The following is an 18,068-nucleotide window of genomic DNA, read 5'->3' as shown; positions in this document are numbered from 1 at the left end:
CACATAGCTGTTACTGCCGGAGCACATTGAACGCCCAGTTCGCCAAACCTTCGGTCACTGGTTCGAAAGACACCCGCTCCCCCGCCGACAATCCCCCATCTTCTGCCGCATAGCGCAACACCAGGTAATTCCAGGCCTGCCCTTCGGCGCTGATTATCCCCATCCCATGGCCTTGATCGAACCATTTTACAGTCTCGGCCAATCGCCTGTGCATAAGTTTCCGGTAAATGATGCCAAAGTAGTGGCGTCCACTGCACCACAGGGGGGGAATCCAGTGAAACTGGTAAAAATGTCCGGTGCGTCGCAGTTTTGCCCACGGAATCTGTTTGCCACTGTGTGGATAAAGTGTTCGCGCTTTGCTGGGGGCCTTGTTTGGTGCTGGCTGCGGGCCAGTGATTAAAAAATGATCAGCGGCGGCGGCGCTGAAAGCGGGCAATTGCAGAATGGGCGCGACCAAGTTTCCCACAATCACTGTTGGCTGGTCTGTGGATAATCTGTTTAGCAACTGCCCAACGTCACGGATTTCGGGAGCTGCAGCATGTTGCTCAAAAAATAACCAAAAGCATGCAGAATCACACGGAGTCAGTATTTTCAGGCACTTGCGCTGCTTACCCACAGAATTTCAGCAATTGCATGGCAACTGCGCACAGAAACTGTTGGCGCTTCTGTGGACAAGATGTTCGGTATGGGCTGTAAGCCTTTAAATCAGAGGGTTACACGGTTTTGATCAAATAATGACCAATCGTTGATGGCGGCATTGCTGTTGGTGCTTGAACTGCTGTCCACAAGGGCTGTAGGTAAATCTGTGGATAACATGTGACGAAGCTCTGGATTGTCATGTAAAACGCCACGGCGGGTAACCCGGCCGTGGCGTTTTCAGTACAGCTGCGCCGTTACTGCGCTTGTACTTCCTTCAGATAGGGCGCTGGTTCCGCACCCAGGTTGTTCAGCACCCGCTGGCTGTACCAGTCGATGAAGTTGACCACGCCGAACTCGTAGGTCTTGGAGTACGGGCCAGGCTGGTACGCGGTGGAGTTGATCCCGCGCTGGTTCTCTTCGGCCAGACGGCGGTCCTGGTCGTTGGTAGCGTCCCACACCTTGCGCATGCGCTCCGGGTCGTAGTCCACGCCTTCCACGGCATCCTTGTGCACCAGCCACTTGGTGGTGACCATGGTCTCCTGGGCGCTGATCGGCCAAACGGTGAAGACGATCATGTGGTCGCCCATGCAGTGGTTCCACGAGTGCGGCAGGTGCAGGATGCGCATCGAGCCCAGGTCCGGGTTCTTGATGCGGCCCATCAGCTTCTGGCAGGCCTGCTTGCCGTCCATGGTCATCGACACGGTGCCCTTGAGCAGCGGCATGCGCACGATGCGGTTACGCAGGCCATGGCTCTTGTGCAGGTACGGGATCTTCTCGGCTTCCCAGGCGGCGGCGGAGCTGGCCACGTGGTCCTTGAATTCCTGGCTGGCGCGTGGGTCGTTGGTGTCGTCCCATTCCAGCAGGGTTTGCAGCAGCTCTGGGTGCGAACCGGAGCAGTGGTAGCACTCGCGGTTGTTTTCCAGCACCAGCTTCCAGTTGGCCTTTTCCATCAAGGTGGTCTGCACCGCCACCTTGGTGTTCTCCATGTCGTACGGTTCCATGTAGTGGTCCAGGGTGGCCAGGAACTCGTCGATGGCCGGCGGGTTTTCCGCCAGGCTGATGAAGATGTAGCCGCCGGCAACCTTCACGTTGACGGGCTTGAGGCCGTACTCCTTCATGTCGAAGTCGTCGCCCATTTCGGTGCCGGCGAACAGCAGGCGGCCGTCCAGCTCGTAGGTCCACTGGTGGTAGTGGCAGACCAGCTTGGCCACCTTGCCCTTGTCGCTTACGCACAGACGCGAACCGCGGTGGCGGCAGACGTTATGGAAGGCATGCACCTTGCCCTCGGCACCACGCACCACCAGGATCGGGTTGTTGCCGATCTGCAGGGTGATGTAGTTGCCCTTGGCCGGGATCTCGCAGGTCATGCCGGCGATCAGCCATTCCTTCTGGAAGATCTCCTGCATGTCGATCTGGAACAGACGCTCGTCGGTGTAGAACGGCTGGGGCAGCGAGTAGGTGCGCTCGCGGGTCTGCAGCATCTCGGCGGTGGCCTTGCGTGCAGGTTCCAGTGGATCGCCCAGGCTCAGGGTTGCGGTGACGTCCATCGTGTATTCCTCGGGGCCGTGTGCGGCCGGCAAAAGGTGGCTAATCGTTGTTGTGGTGCCGCAAGGCTGCTCTTTTCAAAAAACAGCGTGTTGTTTTGCCGTGGAGTGTGCGTCCGAAGACGCCATGAACCGTATCCATGGGCGACATGGCCGATATGAATTACGACGCGCCAGCCCTTGTGGCGCGGGGCTGGTCGCGATAAGCACGCCGATGTCGCTGGCAGGAATGTGCGTCGCTTACGGGTTGCGCATTATCCAAGCCATAAAAAGGGCCATAGTCGGCCGCTGGAGATGAACATGTCCGATACCTTCCTCAATCCGGTCACCACCCAGACCTGGGCCAATGGCCGCCACATCGTGCGCTGCGTCAAGGTCATCCAGGAGACCTGGGACGTGCGCACCTTCTGCTTCATGGCCGACCAGCCAATCATGTTCTTCTTCAAGCCCGGGCAGTTCGTCACCCTGGAGCTGGAGATCGAAGGCAAGCCGGTGATGCGTTCGTACACCATCTCCAGCTCGCCCTCGGTGCCCTACAGCTTCTCGATCACGGTCAAGCGTGTACCGGGCGGGTTGGTGTCCAACTTCCTCCACGACACCATGCACGAAGGCGCCGAGCTGCCGGTGCACGGCCCGGTGGGGTTGTTCAACGCCATCGATTTCCCGGCGGGCAAGGTGCTGTACCTCTCCGGTGGCGTGGGCATTACCCCGGTGATGTCGATGGCGCGCTGGTTCTACGACACCAACGCCAACGTCGACATGGTGTTCGTGCACAGCGCCCGCTCGCCGAAGGACATCATCTACCACCGCGAGCTGGAACAGATGGCTTCGCGCATTCCCAACTTCAGCCTGCACATCATCTGCGAGAAGCATGGCTTGGGTGAGCCGTGGGCCGGTTACCGCGGTTACCTGAACCAACGGCTGATGGAACTGATTGCGCCGGACTACATGGAGCGCACGGTGTTCTGTTGCGGCCCGACGCCGTACATGAGCGCGGTCAAGCGCATGCTCGAAGCGGTCGGCTTCGATATGAAGAACTACCACGAGGAATCGTTCGGGGCGACGCCTGCCGAGGCCAAGGCCGATGCGGTGGAGCATGCCGAGCAGGCGGCCGATGCGCCGGAAGTGGATGCTTCGGACCTCAACCTGGTGGAGTTCATCGGCAGCGAGAAGAGCATCCGCGTTGCCCCGGGCGAGACCGTGCATGCGGCGGCGGCGAAAGTGGGCCTGATGATCCCGAAAGCCTGTGGCATGGGCATCTGCGGGACCTGCAAGGTGCTCAAGCTGGGCGGCGAGGTAGAGATGGAGCACAACGGCGGGATTACCGAGGAAGACGAAGCCGAGGGCTACATCCTGTCGTGCTGCAGTGTGCCGAAAGGGGATGTGCGGATCGATTACTGATCCGAGATTACCGGGGCCGCAAAGCGGCCCCAGTTTTTTCAGGTGCGGAAGCGGGCTACCAGGCCATTGAGGTCGACCGCCAGGCGCGACAGCTCGGCACTCGCCGCGCTGGTCTGATGCGCCCCGGTAGCACTCTGCACCGACAGGTCGTTGATGTTCACCAGGTTGCGGTCCACTTCCCGCGCTACCTGGGCCTGTTCCTCCGCCGCACTGGCAATCACCAGGTTACGCTCGTTGATCTGCGCCACAGCCCCGGCAATGGTGTCCAGCGCCATGCCCGCACCCTTGGCGATATTCAGTGTCGACTCGGCGCGTTCGGTGCTGGTGCGCATCGACTCCACCGCCTCTTCGGTACCGCCCTGAATGCTGCCGATCATGCGCTCGATCTCGCTGGTCGACTGCTGGGTACGGTGGGCCAGCGCCCGCACTTCATCCGCCACCACGGCAAAACCACGCCCGGCCTCACCGGCACGTGCCGCCTCGATCGCCGCGTTCAGTGCCAGCAGGTTGGTCTGGTCGGCCAGGCCGCGAATCACGTCAAGCACCTTGCCGATGTCGCGCGATTGCTCAGCCAGGTGAGTGATCAGCTTGGCAGTGGCCTGCACGTCACCGCTCATGCGCTCGATGGCACCCACGGTTTCCATGACCAGATCACGACCGTCGCCGGCCGAACGACTGGCTTCGCTAGAGGCTTCCGATGTACTGACCGCATTGCGCGCCACTTCTTCCACGGCGCTGGTCATCTCGGTGACAGCAGTCGCTGCCTGTTCGATTTCGTTGTTCTGCTGCTGCAGGCCGCGGGCGCTTTCGTCGGTGACGCAGTTCAGCTCCTCGGCCGCCGAGGCGAGCTGGGTGGCGGAGCCGGCAATCAGCTGCAGGGTATCGCGCAGCTTGTCCTGCATGCGGGCCATGGCGCGCTGCAGGCGGGCTGCTTCGTCGGTGCCTTCGGCGCGGATGACCTTGGTCAGGTCGCCGTCGGCCACCTGCTCGGCTGCCTGCAGCGCCTCTTCGATCGGCTTGACGATGCTGCGGGTCAGCAGGAAGGCGCAGAGGAAGGTCAGCGCAGTGGCGGCAATCAACAGGCCGATTACCAGGGCGAACGCGGTGTCGTACTGGTTGGCGGCGGTTTCATTGGTGACGCGGGTCTGCTCGGTATTGATCTGGACCAGGGTCTCCATGACCTTGTTGATCTGTTCGGAGTTGGCCAGCAGGTCACGATTGAGCAAGTCACGCAGTTCGTCCAGGCGGTCGGCCTGGCTCAGGCTGCGCATGCGTGATTCGAGCTGGCGGTACTGGTTGAGCAGCTGGGTGTACTGCTCGTAGGCGGCCCGCTCGTCGGCTGCCGTGATCATTGGCAGATAGACCTGGCGGGCACGCTCGATCTGGGCGTTGCGCTGGTCCAGCAGGTTGAGGGTGTCGCGCTGGGTTTCCGGTTCGCGGTTGAGCAGCAGCCGGTAAGACAGCGAGCGCAAGCGCAGGTTGAGCGCCGCCAGCTCATCGAGCGTCTTGATGCTGGGTACGCTGTTGACTTCGATGGTCACGCCGGCCTGTCGGATGTTGCCCATCTGCATGAGCGAGAAAATACCGAGGCCGAGCATGAGTACGCCAATCAGGGCGAACCCGAGCAACGCGCGCGGGGCGATGTTCATGTTGCGTAGTGACATGGAGAGAGTCCAGGCAGGAGGTGTGGTGGCGCGGTCCGTGCGACGGAATATGACCTACCTGTCTATCGGTCGTGACTGAGCAGTCTTGAGGATGACCAGATGAAAGTTTTCAGCTCGCTGCCCGGTTACCTGACCGGCGGTTGACCCAGGTCGGAACAAGGGGCCCGATACCCTGTCAATCTGCGGGGTAGAAACCTTAAGAGTCCGATATTTAATGGCGGGGGCTCACGCTTTTCTTTATCGTGTGCGCCCTTTGCAACAACCCGAGATAGACCCATGCTGGAAGCCTCCCTGAATCAACTCGAGCAACTGGTCAGCGACCTGATGCAGAAAAACGCTCAACTCACCGAGCAGAACACCACCCTCGGCCAGGCACTGGCCCAGGCCAAGGAAGAAAACGAAAACCTGCAGCTGTCGCTGATGGAGCAGGAAGAGAAGCACGGCGCCACCGCGGCGCGCATCCAGGCGCTGGTTGACCGCGCCAGTGCTGGCGTCGTCGGCGCATGAGACTGCAAGCGCAGCCGATCAATGTCGTGTCGATCCTCGGCAGCGACTATTCGATCAAGGCGCCCGAAGGCCAGGAAGAAACCTTGGCCCAGGCAGTGCGGATGCTCAACACCGCGCTGAACGAAACCAAGCGCCAGTACCCGACCCTGATCGGCGACAAGCTGTTGGTGCTGGCCGCGCTGAATCTGTGTTCCAAGCAGGTCGAACTGCAAAAGGAACACCAGCAGACCCTCGCGCGTACCCAGGCGCAGATCGACGCCACGGTGGACGCCATCGTCAAGACTATCGCTGAGTCCTGACGCATCTTCGGGGTCGCCGTGCGGCCCCATTGTTCCAGATCACTGGATTAACTGAATACGCAAGTGTATACACTTCCCGCAAAACAATAATTAGCGGGGAGCAGGGGCATGCGTATCTGGCGTAAGAGCATCCAGTGGCAATTGATTGCAAGCATGGGCGCTGCCTTGCTGGCGAGCATTCTGGTGGTGGTGATCATTTTCACGGTGGCACTCAACCGCCTGACCGAACGTTACCTGGTCGACACCGCATTGCCGGCCAGCATCCAAGCCATCCGCAACGACATCGAGCGCATGCTCGGCCAGCCGTTGGTGGCTGCCGCCGACATTGCCGGTAATACGCTGCTGCGCGATTGGCTTGCCGCTGGCGAAGACCCCGCTCAAGCCCCGCAATTCCTCGAATACCTGCAGGCCGCCAAGGAACGCAACCATGCGTTCACTACGCTGTTCGCCTCGACCGAAACGGGCAACTACTACAACGAGGTTGGCCTGGACCGCGTGCTCAGTCGCGGCAACCCCAATGACAAGTGGTTCTACGGCTACATCGACAGCGGCGCCGAACGCCTGGTGAATATCGATATCGATCATGCGACGGGCGAACTGGCGCTGTTTATCGATTACCGGGTGGAAAAGGCCGGCAAGCTGGTCGGCGTGGCCGGTATGGGCCTGCGCATGACCGAACTGTCGAAACTCATCCACGACTTCAGTTTCGGCGAGCACGGCAAGGTGTTCCTGGTGCGCAACGATGGGCTGATCCAGGTGCACCCGGACGCGGCCTTCAGCGGCAAGCGTCAGCTCGCCGAACAACTCGGCGCAGACGCTGCCAAGGCGGTGATGACCGATGGCGAAGGCCTGCGCAGCAGCCGCTTCAACCGCGACGGTGAAAGCTACCTGGCGCTCGGCCTGCCTTTGCGCGACCTCAACTGGACCCTGGTGGCTGAGGTACCTGAGGAGGAAATTTACGCGCAGATGCACCAGACGGTGGGGCTGACCAGCCTGATCGGCGGCAGCGTGGCCCTTGTGTCGCTGCTGCTGGTGGTGCTGCTGGCGCGTGGCCTGGTGCGCCCGATCCGTCGCGTCACCGCAGCGCTGGTACAGATCGGCAGTGGCGGTGGCGACCTCAGCCATCGCCTGGATGACGCCCGTCAGGATGAACTGGGTGATCTGGCCCGTGGCTTCAATCGCTTCCTCGACAGCCAGCGTGGCCTGATCGGCGAAGTGTTGCGCACCAGCGAACGCCTGCACCAGGCAGTAGAGCAGGTGACCCAGGTGGTGGATAACACCGCCGAGCGCTCCGGTCGGCAGCAGGAAATGACCGAGATGGTCGCCACCGCCGTGCAGGAGATGGGCCTGACTGTGCAGGACATCGCCCGCAACGCTGGCGATGCGGCGCAGGCATCGCAATCGGCGCGGGATGAGGCCCTGCAGGCACGCGAGGTGGTGCGGCGCTCGATCCAGGGTATCGAGGGCATGTCGGGGGATATCGGCAAGGCTGCCGATGCGGTCAGCCAGTTGGCCGATGAAGTCGCCTCGATCGACCAGGTATTGGCGGTGATTCGCAGTATTTCCGAACAGACCAACCTGTTGGCGCTGAACGCTGCCATTGAAGCGGCCAGGGCTGGCGAGATGGGCCGTGGGTTTGCCGTGGTGGCAGATGAAGTGCGGACGTTGGCCCGGCGTACGCAGCTGTCCACCGATGAAGTGCAGCAGATGATCCAGCGCCTCAAGCAGGGTGCGGGTTCGGCAGTGAGCTCGATGCACGCCGGGCAACAGGCTACAGGCAGTGGTGTGGAGTCGAGCCAGCGTACCGGCGCCTCGTTAGGCGCGATTACCGATCAGGTCGAGCACATCAGCGACATGAACCACCAGGTGGCCACGGCGACCGAGGAGCAGTCGGCGGTGACCGAGGAGATCAACCGCACGGTGCAAGGGATTTCCGACCTGGCGCGAGAGACGGCGGCCGAGGTGCAGGGCTGCCGGGAGGAGTGCCAGGCGCTTCGTTGTCTGGCTGATGATCTGGCGCGGCAGATGGGCGGGTTCAAACTCTGAATTGCAAGCAAGAAAGCGATTCGAGTTCGCATCGCTAGCGAAGCGGCGTATACAGGTGTTACACCAAGCTCAAGGGCGTTGGTGAACGTGTGGAAGCCGCCTCGCATTAGGCTATGGCATTCCTATTGAAATGCATGAGCGCAATGAATGACTTAACCTGAGGATGTAGACATTACTTACGCGTGTCATAGGGGTAAAGATAGATATCCCAATAGACGACATCAAGTCTGTCTTTGTCATAAACGGCGTCAGCCTGGCGGAAATCGATAAAATAATTTTTACCGTTATATTTGATATCTTTGCTTGCTGTTAAGACAGCATGGCCACGGTCAGTATCTTCATCACTTCGGAATACGGCAATCAGTTCGCCGAACTCATACAGTTGGATAAACGTCATATTACTTTCGCCTGCTTGCCTGTGCACCTGTTTTTCAGGGCGTTCGCGCTTCGCATCTTTAAAGCTTGCAGGCATGCTTGTCGTCTCAGCGCCAACAAAATTGACGAGGGTAGAGTTCGAGTTGAGCGTGGTTTCGATACTTGTTATCTGCGCAATCGATCGCCTGTTATCGAATGAAACCATATTCAGGAACTCTCCAGGCCTGAGGTTTGCCAGTGAACCATACGAATCGGGATGAAGGGGGAATTTGAATAAGCCAAACTGACCGGTGATCGCCATCGTTTATGCCTCGGTGTGAAGCGAGAAGTTTGTCATCCCGCCGTTCCTCACCAAGATATAGACACGCTGATTTAATGAAAACTGGCAAAAATGCTAGGTGCGCATGACCACGCTTGCCCCACTGACGTCATTTTTATCGCTAACGGTCGACGAGCCTCATGGGTCTGTGCGCTGAAATAGAGGCAGTACGATCAACTTACCAGCTATATCAAGCGAGCTGAGTTCTTTGATTTTTGAAGTACTCGGGTCGACGTGGTCTTGCGTCGCGAAAGGAGGGCGAAGCCCTCCTTGCAATCTCTCAGCCAGTAATGATCATGCGGATATCCGCCGCCAGTTCACGCACCCGCTCTTCCTCGGTATCCCACGAACACATGAACCGCGCACCGCCGCTACCAATGAAGGTATAGAAGCGCCAGCCCTTGGCCCGCAGTGCTTCAATCGCATGCTCCGGCATCTGCAGGAACACGCCGTTGGCCTCCACCGGGAACATCAGTTCCACCCCCGGCAGGTCACTCACCAGCGAGGCCAGCAATTGCGCGCAATGGTTGGCGTGATTGCCATGGCGCAACCAGGCGCCATTTTCCAGCAAACCGACCCACGGCGCCGACAGGAAGCGCATCTTCGACGCCAGTTGCCCGGCCTGCTTGCAGCGGTAATCGAAGTCTTCGGCCAGCTGGCGGTTGAAGAACAGGATCGCTTCACCCACCGCCATGCCGTTCTTGGTGCCGCCAAAGCACAGCACATCGATGCCGGCCTTCCAGGTCAGCTCGGCCGGGCTGCAGCCAAGGAACGCGCAGGCATTGGTGAAGCGTGCGCCGTCCATGTGCAGGTTCAGGCCCAGCTCCTTGCAGGTGGCGCTGATCGCCCTGAGCTCGTCGGGGCGGTAAACCGTGCCGACCTCGGTGGCCTGGGTAATGGTCACCACCCGTGGCTTGGGGTAGTGGATGTCCTGGCGCTTGAGCGCCACTTCGCGAATCGATTCGGGCGTCAGCTTGCCATTGACGCTGGGCGCGGTGAGCAGTTTGGAACCGTTGGAGAAGAACTCCGGCGCGCCGCATTCGTCGGTTTCGACGTGGGCGGTCTCGGAGCAGATCACGCTGTGGTAGCTCTGGCACAGCGAGGCCAGGGCCAGCGAGTTGGCGGCGGTGCCGTTGAAGGCGAAGAACACCTCGCAGTCGGTTTCGAACAGGTTGCGGAAATACTCCGACGCACGCTCGGTCCACTGGTCGTCGCCGTAGGCGCGGTCGTGACCGTGGTTGGCCTTTTCCATTGCGGCCCAGGCTTCGGGGCAGATGCCGGAATAGTTGTCGCTGGCGAATTGTTGGCTCTTATCTGTCATGACCCTGTCCTGTGAACGACGCAGAACAGCACTCTAAACCATTGCTGAAACGGTTGCCTATACAAGCTGCCAGTGCGGCCCTTCGCGGATAAATCCGCTGCTACAAACGACACATGGCCCCTAGGAGCGCATTTATCCGCGAGAGGCCGGCATGAACAACACAAATGCCAATGTCGTAAACGCGCCATTGCAAGGCGTGCGCAGGCATCTGACCCGCCCCGGCCAGTCATAACATCGCCATAAAGGGCCACAGTGCCCCACGACAAAAAACGATCGCTGCCGGGAGATACACGATGTTCAGCAAGCAAGACCAGATCCAGGGTTATGACGATGCACTGCTGGCGGCGATGAATGCCGAAGAACAGCGTCAGGAAGATCACATCGAGCTGATCGCTTCGGAGAACTACACCAGCAAGCGCGTGATGCAGGCCCAGGGCAGCGGCCTGACCAACAAGTACGCCGAAGGCTACCCAGGCAAGCGCTACTACGGCGGCTGCGAGCACGTCGACAAGGTCGAGGCGCTGGCCATCGAGCGTGCCAAGCAGCTGTTCGGTGCCGACTACGCCAACGTCCAGCCGCACTCCGGTTCTTCGGCCAACGGCGCCGTCTACCTGGCCCTGCTGCAGGCCGGTGACACCATCCTCGGCATGAGCCTGGCCCACGGCGGCCACCTGACCCACGGCGCCAAAGTGTCGTCCTCGGGCAAGCTGTACAACGCCGTTCAATATGGCATCAATACCGACACCGGCCTGATCGACTACGACGAAGTCGAGCGCCTGGCCGTCGAGCACAAGCCGAAGATGATCGTTGCCGGCTTCTCGGCCTACTCCAAGACCCTCGACTTCCCACGCTTCCGCGCCATTGCCGACAAGGTCGGTGCGCTACTGTTCGTCGACATGGCCCACGTTGCCGGCCTGGTTGCCGCTGGCCTGTACCCGAACCCGATCCCGTTCGCCGATGTGGTCACCACCACCACCCACAAGACCCTGCGCGGTCCACGTGGCGGCCTGATCCTGGCCAAGGCCAACGAAGAGATCGAGAAGAAGCTCAACGCTGCCGTATTCCCCGGCGCCCAGGGCGGCCCGCTGATGCACGTGATCGCCGCCAAGGCCGTGTGCTTCAAGGAAGCGCTGGAGCCAGGCTTCAAGGCCTACCAGAAGCAAGTGATCGAAAACGCCCAGGCCATGGCCCAGGTGTTTATCGACCGCGGCTACGACGTGGTCTCCGGTGGCACCGACAACCACCTGTTCCTGGTCAGCCTGATCCGCCAGGGCCTGACCGGCAAAGATGCCGACGCCGCACTGGGTCGCGCGCACATCACCGTCAACAAGAACGCCGTGCCGAACGACCCACAGTCGCCGTTCGTCACCTCCGGCCTGCGCATCGGCACCCCGGCCGTCACCACCCGTGGCTTCAAAGTTGCCCAGTGCGTGGCCCTGGCCGGCTGGATCTGCGACATCCTCGACAACCTCGGTGACGCAGACGTCGAAGCCGATGTGGCGAAGAACGTCGCGGCCCTGTGCGCTGACTTCCCTGTTTACCGCTGAGTGGAGTAAACGACCATGCAACGCTACTCGGGCTTCGGCCTTTTCAAGCACTCCCTCAGCCACCACGAGAACTGGCAGCGCATGTGGCGCACGCCGACCCCTAAAAAGGTCTACGACGTGGTCATCGTCGGCGGTGGCGGCCATGGCCTGGCCACGGCCTACTACCTGGCCAAGGAACACGGCATCACCAACGTCGCGGTGATCGAGAAGGGTTACCTGGGCGGCGGCAACACCGCCCGTAACACCACCATCGTGCGTTCCAACTACCTGTGGGACGAATCGGCGCAGCTGTACGAGCACGCCATGAAGCTGTGGGAAGGGCTGTCCCAGGACCTGAACTACAACGTGATGTTCTCCCAGCGCGGCGTCTACAACCTGTGCCACACCCTGCAGGACATTCGTGATTCCGAGCGCCGTGTCAGCGCCAACCGCCTCAATGGCGTCGATGGCGAACTGCTGAACACCGCCCAGGTTGCGGCCGAAATCCCGTACCTGGACTGCTCCAAGAACACCCGCTACCCGATCCTCGGCGCCACCGTTCAGCGCCGTGGTGGCGTAGCCCGCCACGATGCCGTGGCCTGGGGCTATGCACGGGCCGCCGACGCCCTGGGCGTGGACCTGATCCAGCAGACCGAAGTGATCGGTTTCCGCAAGGAAAACGGCGCGGTCATCGGCGTGGAAACCAACAAAGGCTTCATCGGCGCCAAGCGCGTCGGCGTGGTCACCGCCGGTAACTCCGGGCACATGGCCAAGCTGGCCGGCTTCCGCCTGCCGCTGGAATCGCACCCGCTGCAGGCGCTGGTCTCCGAGCCGATCAAGCCGATCATCGACAGCGTGATCATGTCCAACGCCGTACACGGCTACATCAGCCAGTCCGACAAGGGCGACCTGGTGATCGGTGCCGGTATCGACGGCTGGGTCGGCTACGGCCAGCGCGGTTCGTACCCGGTGATCGAGCACACCCTGCAGGCCATCGTCGAAATGTTCCCCAACCTCTCGCGCGTTCGCATGAACCGCCAGTGGGGCGGCATCGTCGACACCTCGCCGGACGCTTGCCCGATCATCACCAAGACCCCGGTCAAGAACATGTTCTTCAACTGCGGTTGGGGGACTGGCGGCTTCAAGGCGACCCCGGGTTCGGGCAACGTCTTCGCCGCGAGCCTGGCCAAGGGCGAAATGCACCCACTGGCCGCGCCGTTCTCCATGGACCGCTTCTACAACGGCGCACTGATCGACGAACACGGCGCTGCCGCCGTCGCCCACTAACCGGAGCCACCGTCATGTTGCATATTTTCTGTCCCCACTGTGGCGAGCTGCGCTCCGAAGAAGAGTTCCACGCCTCTGGCCAGGCGCACATCGCCCGCCCGCTGGACCCCAACGCCTGCACCGACGAGGAGTGGGGCACCTACATGTTCTACCGTGACAACCCACGCGGTATTCACCACGAACTGTGGGACCACGTTGCCGGTTGCCGCCAGTACTTCAACGTCACCCGCAACACCGTGACTTACGAGATTCTGGAAACCTACAAGATTGGCCAGAAGCCGCAAGTGACTGCTGATGGCAAAGCTGCGACCGCACCGTCCGCCGTCAAAGGCCAAGGGGAAAAAGTATGAGCCAGACCTATCGCCTCGCCAGCGGCGGCCGTATCGACCGCAGCAAGGTCCTGAACTTCACCTTCAACGGCAAGACCTACCAGGGTTATGCCGGTGACACTCTGGCCGCCGCGTTGCTGGCCAACGGCGTCGACATTGTTGGCCGCAGCTTCAAGTACTCGCGCCCACGCGGCATCATCGCCGCCGGTACCGAAGAGCCGAACGCCATCCTGCAGATCGGCTCCAGCGAAGCCACCCAGATCCCCAACGTGCGTGCCACCCAACAGGCGCTGTACGCGGGCCTGGTTGCCACCAGCACCAACGGCTGGCCGAACGTCAACAACGACGTCATGGGCATCCTCGGCAAGGTCGGCGGCAGCATGATGCCGCCTGGCTTCTACTACAAAACCTTCATGTACCCGAAATCGTTCTGGATGACTTACGAGAAGTACATCCGCAAAGCCGCAGGCCTGGGCCGTGCGCCGCTGCAGAACGACCCGGACAGCTACGACTACATGAACCAGCACTGCGACGTGCTGATTGTCGGCGCCGGCCCTGCTGGCCTGGCCGCCGCGCTGGCCGCTGCCCGCAGCGGTGCCCGCGTGATCCTGGCTGACGAGCAGGAAGAGTTTGGCGGCAGCCTGCTCGACACCCGCGAAACCCTCGACGGCAAGCCTGCCGCCGACTGGGTCAACGCCGTGGTCAAGGAGCTGGAAAGCCTGCCGGAAGTGACCCTGCTGCCACGCGCCACGGTCAACGGCTACCACGACCATAACTTCCTGACCATTCACGAGCGCCTCACCGATCACCTCGGCGACCGCGCCCCGATCGGCCAGGTTCGCCACCGCGTGCACCGTGTCCGCGCCAAGCGCGTGGTCCTGGCTGCCGGTGCCCACGAGCGCCCGCTGGTGTACGGCAACAACGACGTGCCGGGCAACATGCTGGCCGGTGCCGTGTCCACCTACGTACGCCGTTACGGTGTGGCCCCGGGCCGCAAGCTGGTGCTGTCGACCAACAACGACCACGCCTACCGCGCCGCGCTGGACTGGCACGACGCTGGCCTGCAAGTGGTCGCCATCGCCGACGCCCGCCACAACCCGCGTGGCTCGCTGGTTGAAGAAGCGCGTGCCAAGGGCATCCGCATCCTCACCTCCAGCGCCGTGGTCGAGGCCAAAGGCAGCAAGCACGTCACCGGTGCCCGTGTGGCCGCCATCGATGTGCAGGCACACAAGGTCACCAGCCCAGGCGAAACCCTCGAGTGCGACCTGATCGCTACCTCGGGCGGCTACAGCCCGATCGTTCACCTGGCTTCGCACCTGGGCGGGCGCCCGGTCTGGCGTGATGACATCCTCGGCTTCGTGCCGGGCGATGCGCCGCAGAAACGTGAATGCGTCGGTGGTATCAACGGCGTCTATGCCCTCGGTGACGTGATTGCCGATGGTTTCGAAGGCGGCGCCCGCGCCGCCACCGAAGCCGGCTTCAAAGCCAGCGTCGGCACCTTGCCCAAGACCGTGGCACGCAAGGAAGAGGCCACCGTGGCGCTGTTCCAGGTGCCGCACGACAAGGGCAGCAAAGGGCCGAAGCAGTTCGTCGACCAGCAGAACGACGTGACCGCAGCCGGTATCGAACTGGCCACCCGCGAAGGCTTCGAGTCGGTCGAGCACGTCAAACGCTACACCGCGCTGGGCTTCGGTACCGACCAGGGCAAGCTGGGCAACATCAACGGCCTGGCCATCGCCGCCCGTTCGATCGGCATCACCATCCCGGAAATGGGCACCACCATGTTCCGCCCGAACTACACGCCGGTGACCTTCGGTGCAGTAGCCGGTCGTCACTGTGGCCACCTGTTCGAACCCGTACGCTTCACCGCCCTGCATGCCTGGCACGTGAAGAACGGCGCCGAGTTCGAAGACGTCGGCCAGTGGAAGCGCCCGTGGTACTTCCCGAAAGCCGGTGAAGACATCCATGCTGCCGTTGCCCGTGAATGCAAGGCCGTGCGCGACAGCGTGGGCCTGCTGGACGCCTCGACCCTGGGCAAGATCGACATCCAGGGCCCGGACGCGCGCGAGTTCCTCAACCGCATCTACACCAACGCCTGGACCAAGCTCGATGTGGGCAAGGCCCGCTACGGCCTGATGTGCAAGGAAGACGGCATGGTCTTCGACGACGGCGTGACCGCCTGCGTCGGCGACAACCACTTCATCATGACCACCACCACCGGCGGCGCCGCCCGCGTGCTGCAGTGGATGGAGCTGTACCACCAGACCGAATGGCCAGAGCTGAAGGTGTACTTCACCTCGGTCACCGACCACTGGGCCACCATGACCCTGTCCGGCCCGAACAGCCGCAAGCTGCTCAGCGAGCTGACCGACATCGACATGGACAAGGAAGCCTTCCCGTTCATGACCTGGAAGGAAGGCAACGTCGGCGGCGTACCGGCCCGCGTGTTCCGTATCTCGTTCACCGGTGAGCTGTCGTACGAAGTCAACGTACAGGCCAACTACGCCATGGGCGTGCTGGAACAGATCATCGAGGCCGGCAAGAAGTACAACCTGACCCCGTACGGCACCGAGACCATGCACGTACTGCGTGCCGAGAAGGGTTTCATCATCGTTGGCCAGGACACCGATGGCTCGATGAACCCGGACGACCTCAACATGAGCTGGTGCGTGGGCCGCAACAAGCCGTTCTCGTGGATCGGCCTGCGTGGCATGAACCGCGAAGACTGCCTGCGCGACAATCGCAAGCAGCTGGTGGGCCTGAAGCCGATCGACCCGACCAAGTGGCTGCCGGAAGGCGCCCAGCTGGTATTCGATCCGAAGCAGCCGATCCCGATGGACATGGTCGGCCACGTGACCTCCAGCTACGCCTCCAACTCCCTGGGCTATTCGTTCGCCATGGGTGTGGTCAAGGGCGGCCTCAAGCGCATGGGCGAGCGCGTGTACTCGCCGCAGGCGGATGGCAGCGTGATCGAGGCGGAGATCGTGTCTTCGGTGTTCTTCGATCCGAAGGGTGAGCGGCAGAACGTCTAAGGCCCCGGATGGCGGCGCAGCCTGCTTGCAGTGCTGCGCCGCCCTGACGAACAAGAATTCAAGGCAGGTAAGAAATGAGCGCTATCAACGTCTTCCAGCAAAACCCCGGCGCCGAGGCCAAGGCCCAGTCGCCACTGCACCACGCCGACCTGGCCAGCCTGGTTGGCAAGGGCCGCAAGAACGCAGGCGTGACCCTGCGCGAACGCAAGTTCCTCGGCCACTTGACCCTCCGTGGTGATGGCCACGACCCGGAATTCGCCGCCGGCGTGCACAAGGCCCTGGGCCTGGAGCTGCCGGTTGCCCTGACCGTGGTCGCCAACAACGAGATGTCGCTGCAATGGGTCGGCCCTGACGAGTGGTTGCTGATCGTTCCCGGCGGCCAGGAACTGGCGGTCGAGCAAAAGCTGCGCGCAGCCCTCGAAGGCCAGCACATCCAGGTGGTCAACGTCAGCGGCGGGCAAAGCCTGCTGGAACTGCGCGGCCCGAACGTGCGCGAAGTGCTGATGAAATCCACCAGCTATGATGTGCACCCGAACAACTTCCCGGTCGGCAAGGCCGTCGGCACCGTGTTCGCCAAGTCGCAACTGGTGATCCGCCGCACCGCCGAAGACACTTGGGAACTGGTGATCCGCCGTAGCTTCGCGGACTACTGGTGGCTGTGGCTGCAGGACGCTTCGGCCGAGTACGGCCTGAGCATCGAAGCGTAAGGAGAGCAGAACATGAGTCGGGCACCGGATACCTGGATTCTCACCGCCGACTGCCCGAGCATGCTCGGCACCGTCGACGTGGTGACGCGTTACCTCTACGAGCAGCGCTGCTACGTCACGGAGCACCACTCCTTCGATGACCGGCTGTCGGGGCGTTTCTTCATTCGCGTGGAGTTCCGCCAGCCGGACGATTTCGACGAGGCAGGCTTCCGCGCCGGCCTCGCCGAGCGCAGCGAGGCGTTCGGCATGGCCTTCGAGCTGACCGCACCCAATCACCGCCCCAAGGTGGTGATCATGGTGTCCAAGGCCGACCATTGCCTGAACGACCTGCTGTATCGCCAGCGCATCGGTCAGCTGGCCATGGACGTGGTCGCGGTGGTGTCCAACCACCCCGACCTCGAACCCCTGGCGCACTGGCACAAGATTCCCTACTACCACTTCGCCCTCGACCCGAAGGACAAGCCGGCGCAAGAGCGCAAGGTGATCCAGGTGATCGAAGAAACCGGCGCGGAGCTGGTGGTGCTTGCCCGCTACATGCAGGTGCTGTCGCCGGAACTGTGCCGGCGCCTGGATGGCTGGGCGATCAACATTCACCACTCGTTGCTGCCCGGGTTCAAGGGCGCCAAGCCTTATCACCAGGCTTACAACAAGGGCGTGAAGATGGTCGGCGCCACGGCGCACTACATCAACAACGACCTCGACGAAGGGCCGATCATTGCCCAGGGCGTCGAGGTGGTGGACCACAGCCATTACCCGGAAGACCTGATTGCCAAGGGGCGCGATATCGAGTGCCTGACCTTGGCGCGGGCGGTGGGGTATCACATCGAGCGGCGGGTGTTCCTCAACGCCAACCGGACAGTCGTTCTCTAATAACCTTTAACGGCGACGCGATCCCTGTGGGAGCCGCGCTTGCCGGCGATGGGCCGCGAAGCGGCCCCAGGATTTCAAGGTTGTTGCACAAATTGCCGGGGCCGCGTAGCCGCCCCACCCCGGCAAACCCGGCGACCACAAAAACACCCTAATACAGTAACCACCTGAAAAAACCACCAAATGGACAAAACAATTTCACCAG

The 18,068-nt window shown here is 61.8% G+C and carries 15 protein-coding genes; 10 read left to right on the top strand and 5 right to left on the bottom strand.

All coding sequences use genetic code 11. From position 1 onward, the window contains the following. Positions 1 to 10 precede the first annotated feature (10 nt). Positions 11 to 616 (bottom strand): hypothetical protein, encoded by a 606-nt coding sequence (locus ABE528_RS25955; RefSeq protein ID WP_346654473.1) that lies wholly within the window; start codon positions 614 to 616, stop codon positions 11 to 13. 277 nt (positions 617 to 893) lie between these two features. Next, complete coding sequence (gene gbcA / locus ABE528_RS25950; RefSeq protein WP_152959023.1) at positions 894 to 2,186, bottom strand: glycine-betaine demethylase subunit GbcA; 1,293 nt, start codon at positions 2,184 to 2,186, stop codon at positions 894 to 896. Positions 2,187 to 2,483: 297 nt separating this feature from the next. On the opposite strand from gbcA, the gene gbcB reads away from it, so the two are divergent. After that, complete coding sequence (gbcB, locus tag ABE528_RS25945) at positions 2,484 to 3,584, top strand: glycine-betaine demethylase subunit GbcB (RefSeq protein WP_060512220.1); 1,101 nt, start codon at positions 2,484 to 2,486, stop codon at positions 3,582 to 3,584. Between the two features lie 38 nt (positions 3,585 to 3,622). Here the strand turns inward: gbcB and ABE528_RS25940 are convergent, their stop codons facing one another. Further along, positions 3,623 to 5,248: a methyl-accepting chemotaxis protein gene (locus ABE528_RS25940; protein ID WP_152959022.1), complete on the bottom strand. Its 1,626-nt coding sequence runs from the start codon at positions 5,246 to 5,248 to the stop codon at positions 3,623 to 3,625. 276 nt (positions 5,249 to 5,524) lie between these two features. Here ABE528_RS25940 and ABE528_RS25935 point away from each other — a divergent pair, with 276 nt between their 5' ends. The 3 genes from ABE528_RS25935 to ABE528_RS25925 all read left to right on the top strand — a co-directional run bounded on the left by ABE528_RS25935 (position 5,525) and on the right by ABE528_RS25925 (position 8,100). After that, positions 5,525 to 5,755, top strand: coding sequence for a hypothetical protein (locus tag ABE528_RS25935; protein WP_346654472.1), 231 nt, complete (start codon positions 5,525 to 5,527; stop codon positions 5,753 to 5,755). Next, positions 5,752 to 6,054, top strand: coding sequence for a cell division protein ZapA (locus ABE528_RS25930; RefSeq protein ID WP_152959020.1), 303 nt, complete (start codon positions 5,752 to 5,754; stop codon positions 6,052 to 6,054). The genes ABE528_RS25935 and ABE528_RS25930 overlap by 4 nt, the downstream gene beginning before the upstream one ends. Before the next feature lie 108 nt (positions 6,055 to 6,162). Beyond that, positions 6,163 to 8,100 (top strand): methyl-accepting chemotaxis protein, encoded by a 1,938-nt coding sequence (locus ABE528_RS25925; protein WP_346654471.1) that lies wholly within the window; start codon positions 6,163 to 6,165, stop codon positions 8,098 to 8,100. Positions 8,101 to 8,272: 172 nt separating this feature from the next. On the opposite strand, the gene ABE528_RS25920 is transcribed toward ABE528_RS25925, so the two are convergent. Continuing rightward, positions 8,273 to 8,776 (bottom strand): hypothetical protein, encoded by a 504-nt coding sequence (locus ABE528_RS25920; protein WP_346654470.1) that lies wholly within the window; start codon positions 8,774 to 8,776, stop codon positions 8,273 to 8,275. A gap of 298 nt (positions 8,777 to 9,074) precedes the next feature. Beyond that, complete coding sequence (locus tag ABE528_RS25915; RefSeq protein WP_346654469.1) at positions 9,075 to 10,115, bottom strand: low specificity L-threonine aldolase; 1,041 nt, start codon at positions 10,113 to 10,115, stop codon at positions 9,075 to 9,077. A gap of 293 nt (positions 10,116 to 10,408) precedes the next feature. Here ABE528_RS25915 and ABE528_RS25910 point away from each other — a divergent pair, with 293 nt between their 5' ends. From ABE528_RS25910 to purU, 6 genes are all read left to right on the top strand, one after another. Further along, positions 10,409 to 11,662: a serine hydroxymethyltransferase gene (locus ABE528_RS25910; RefSeq protein ID WP_152959017.1), complete on the top strand. Its 1,254-nt coding sequence runs from the start codon at positions 10,409 to 10,411 to the stop codon at positions 11,660 to 11,662. A gap of 15 nt (positions 11,663 to 11,677) precedes the next feature. Next, positions 11,678 to 12,928: a sarcosine oxidase subunit beta family protein gene (locus tag ABE528_RS25905; RefSeq protein ID WP_152959016.1), complete on the top strand. Its 1,251-nt coding sequence runs from the start codon at positions 11,678 to 11,680 to the stop codon at positions 12,926 to 12,928. A 14-nt stretch (positions 12,929 to 12,942) separates the two neighbouring features. Then, positions 12,943 to 13,278 carry a sarcosine oxidase subunit delta gene (locus tag ABE528_RS25900; protein WP_152959015.1) on the top strand — a complete coding sequence of 112 codons (336 nt, stop codon included), beginning with the start codon at positions 12,943 to 12,945 and terminating at the stop codon, positions 13,276 to 13,278. Beyond that, a complete protein-coding gene (locus ABE528_RS25895) occupies positions 13,275 to 16,289 on the top strand; it encodes a sarcosine oxidase subunit alpha (protein ID WP_152959014.1) in 3,015 nt (1,004 codons plus the stop codon). Before ABE528_RS25900 ends, ABE528_RS25895 begins: the two co-directional genes overlap by 4 nt. A gap of 74 nt (positions 16,290 to 16,363) precedes the next feature. After that, positions 16,364 to 16,996: a sarcosine oxidase subunit gamma family protein gene (soxG, locus tag ABE528_RS25890; RefSeq protein ID WP_112251428.1), complete on the top strand. Its 633-nt coding sequence runs from the start codon at positions 16,364 to 16,366 to the stop codon at positions 16,994 to 16,996. A 12-nt stretch (positions 16,997 to 17,008) separates the two neighbouring features. Then, positions 17,009 to 17,866: a formyltetrahydrofolate deformylase gene (gene purU, locus ABE528_RS25885; protein WP_060512211.1), complete on the top strand. Its 858-nt coding sequence runs from the start codon at positions 17,009 to 17,011 to the stop codon at positions 17,864 to 17,866. Positions 17,867 to 18,068 lie beyond the last annotated feature (202 nt).

It is taken from the genome of Pseudomonas sp. TWI628, assembly GCF_039673865.1.
In the GTDB taxonomy this organism is placed as follows: domain Bacteria; phylum Pseudomonadota; class Gammaproteobacteria; order Pseudomonadales; family Pseudomonadaceae; genus Aquipseudomonas.
The sequence above is the reverse complement of the archived record's forward strand: the minus strand, read 5'-3'. Positions and strand labels throughout refer to the sequence as shown.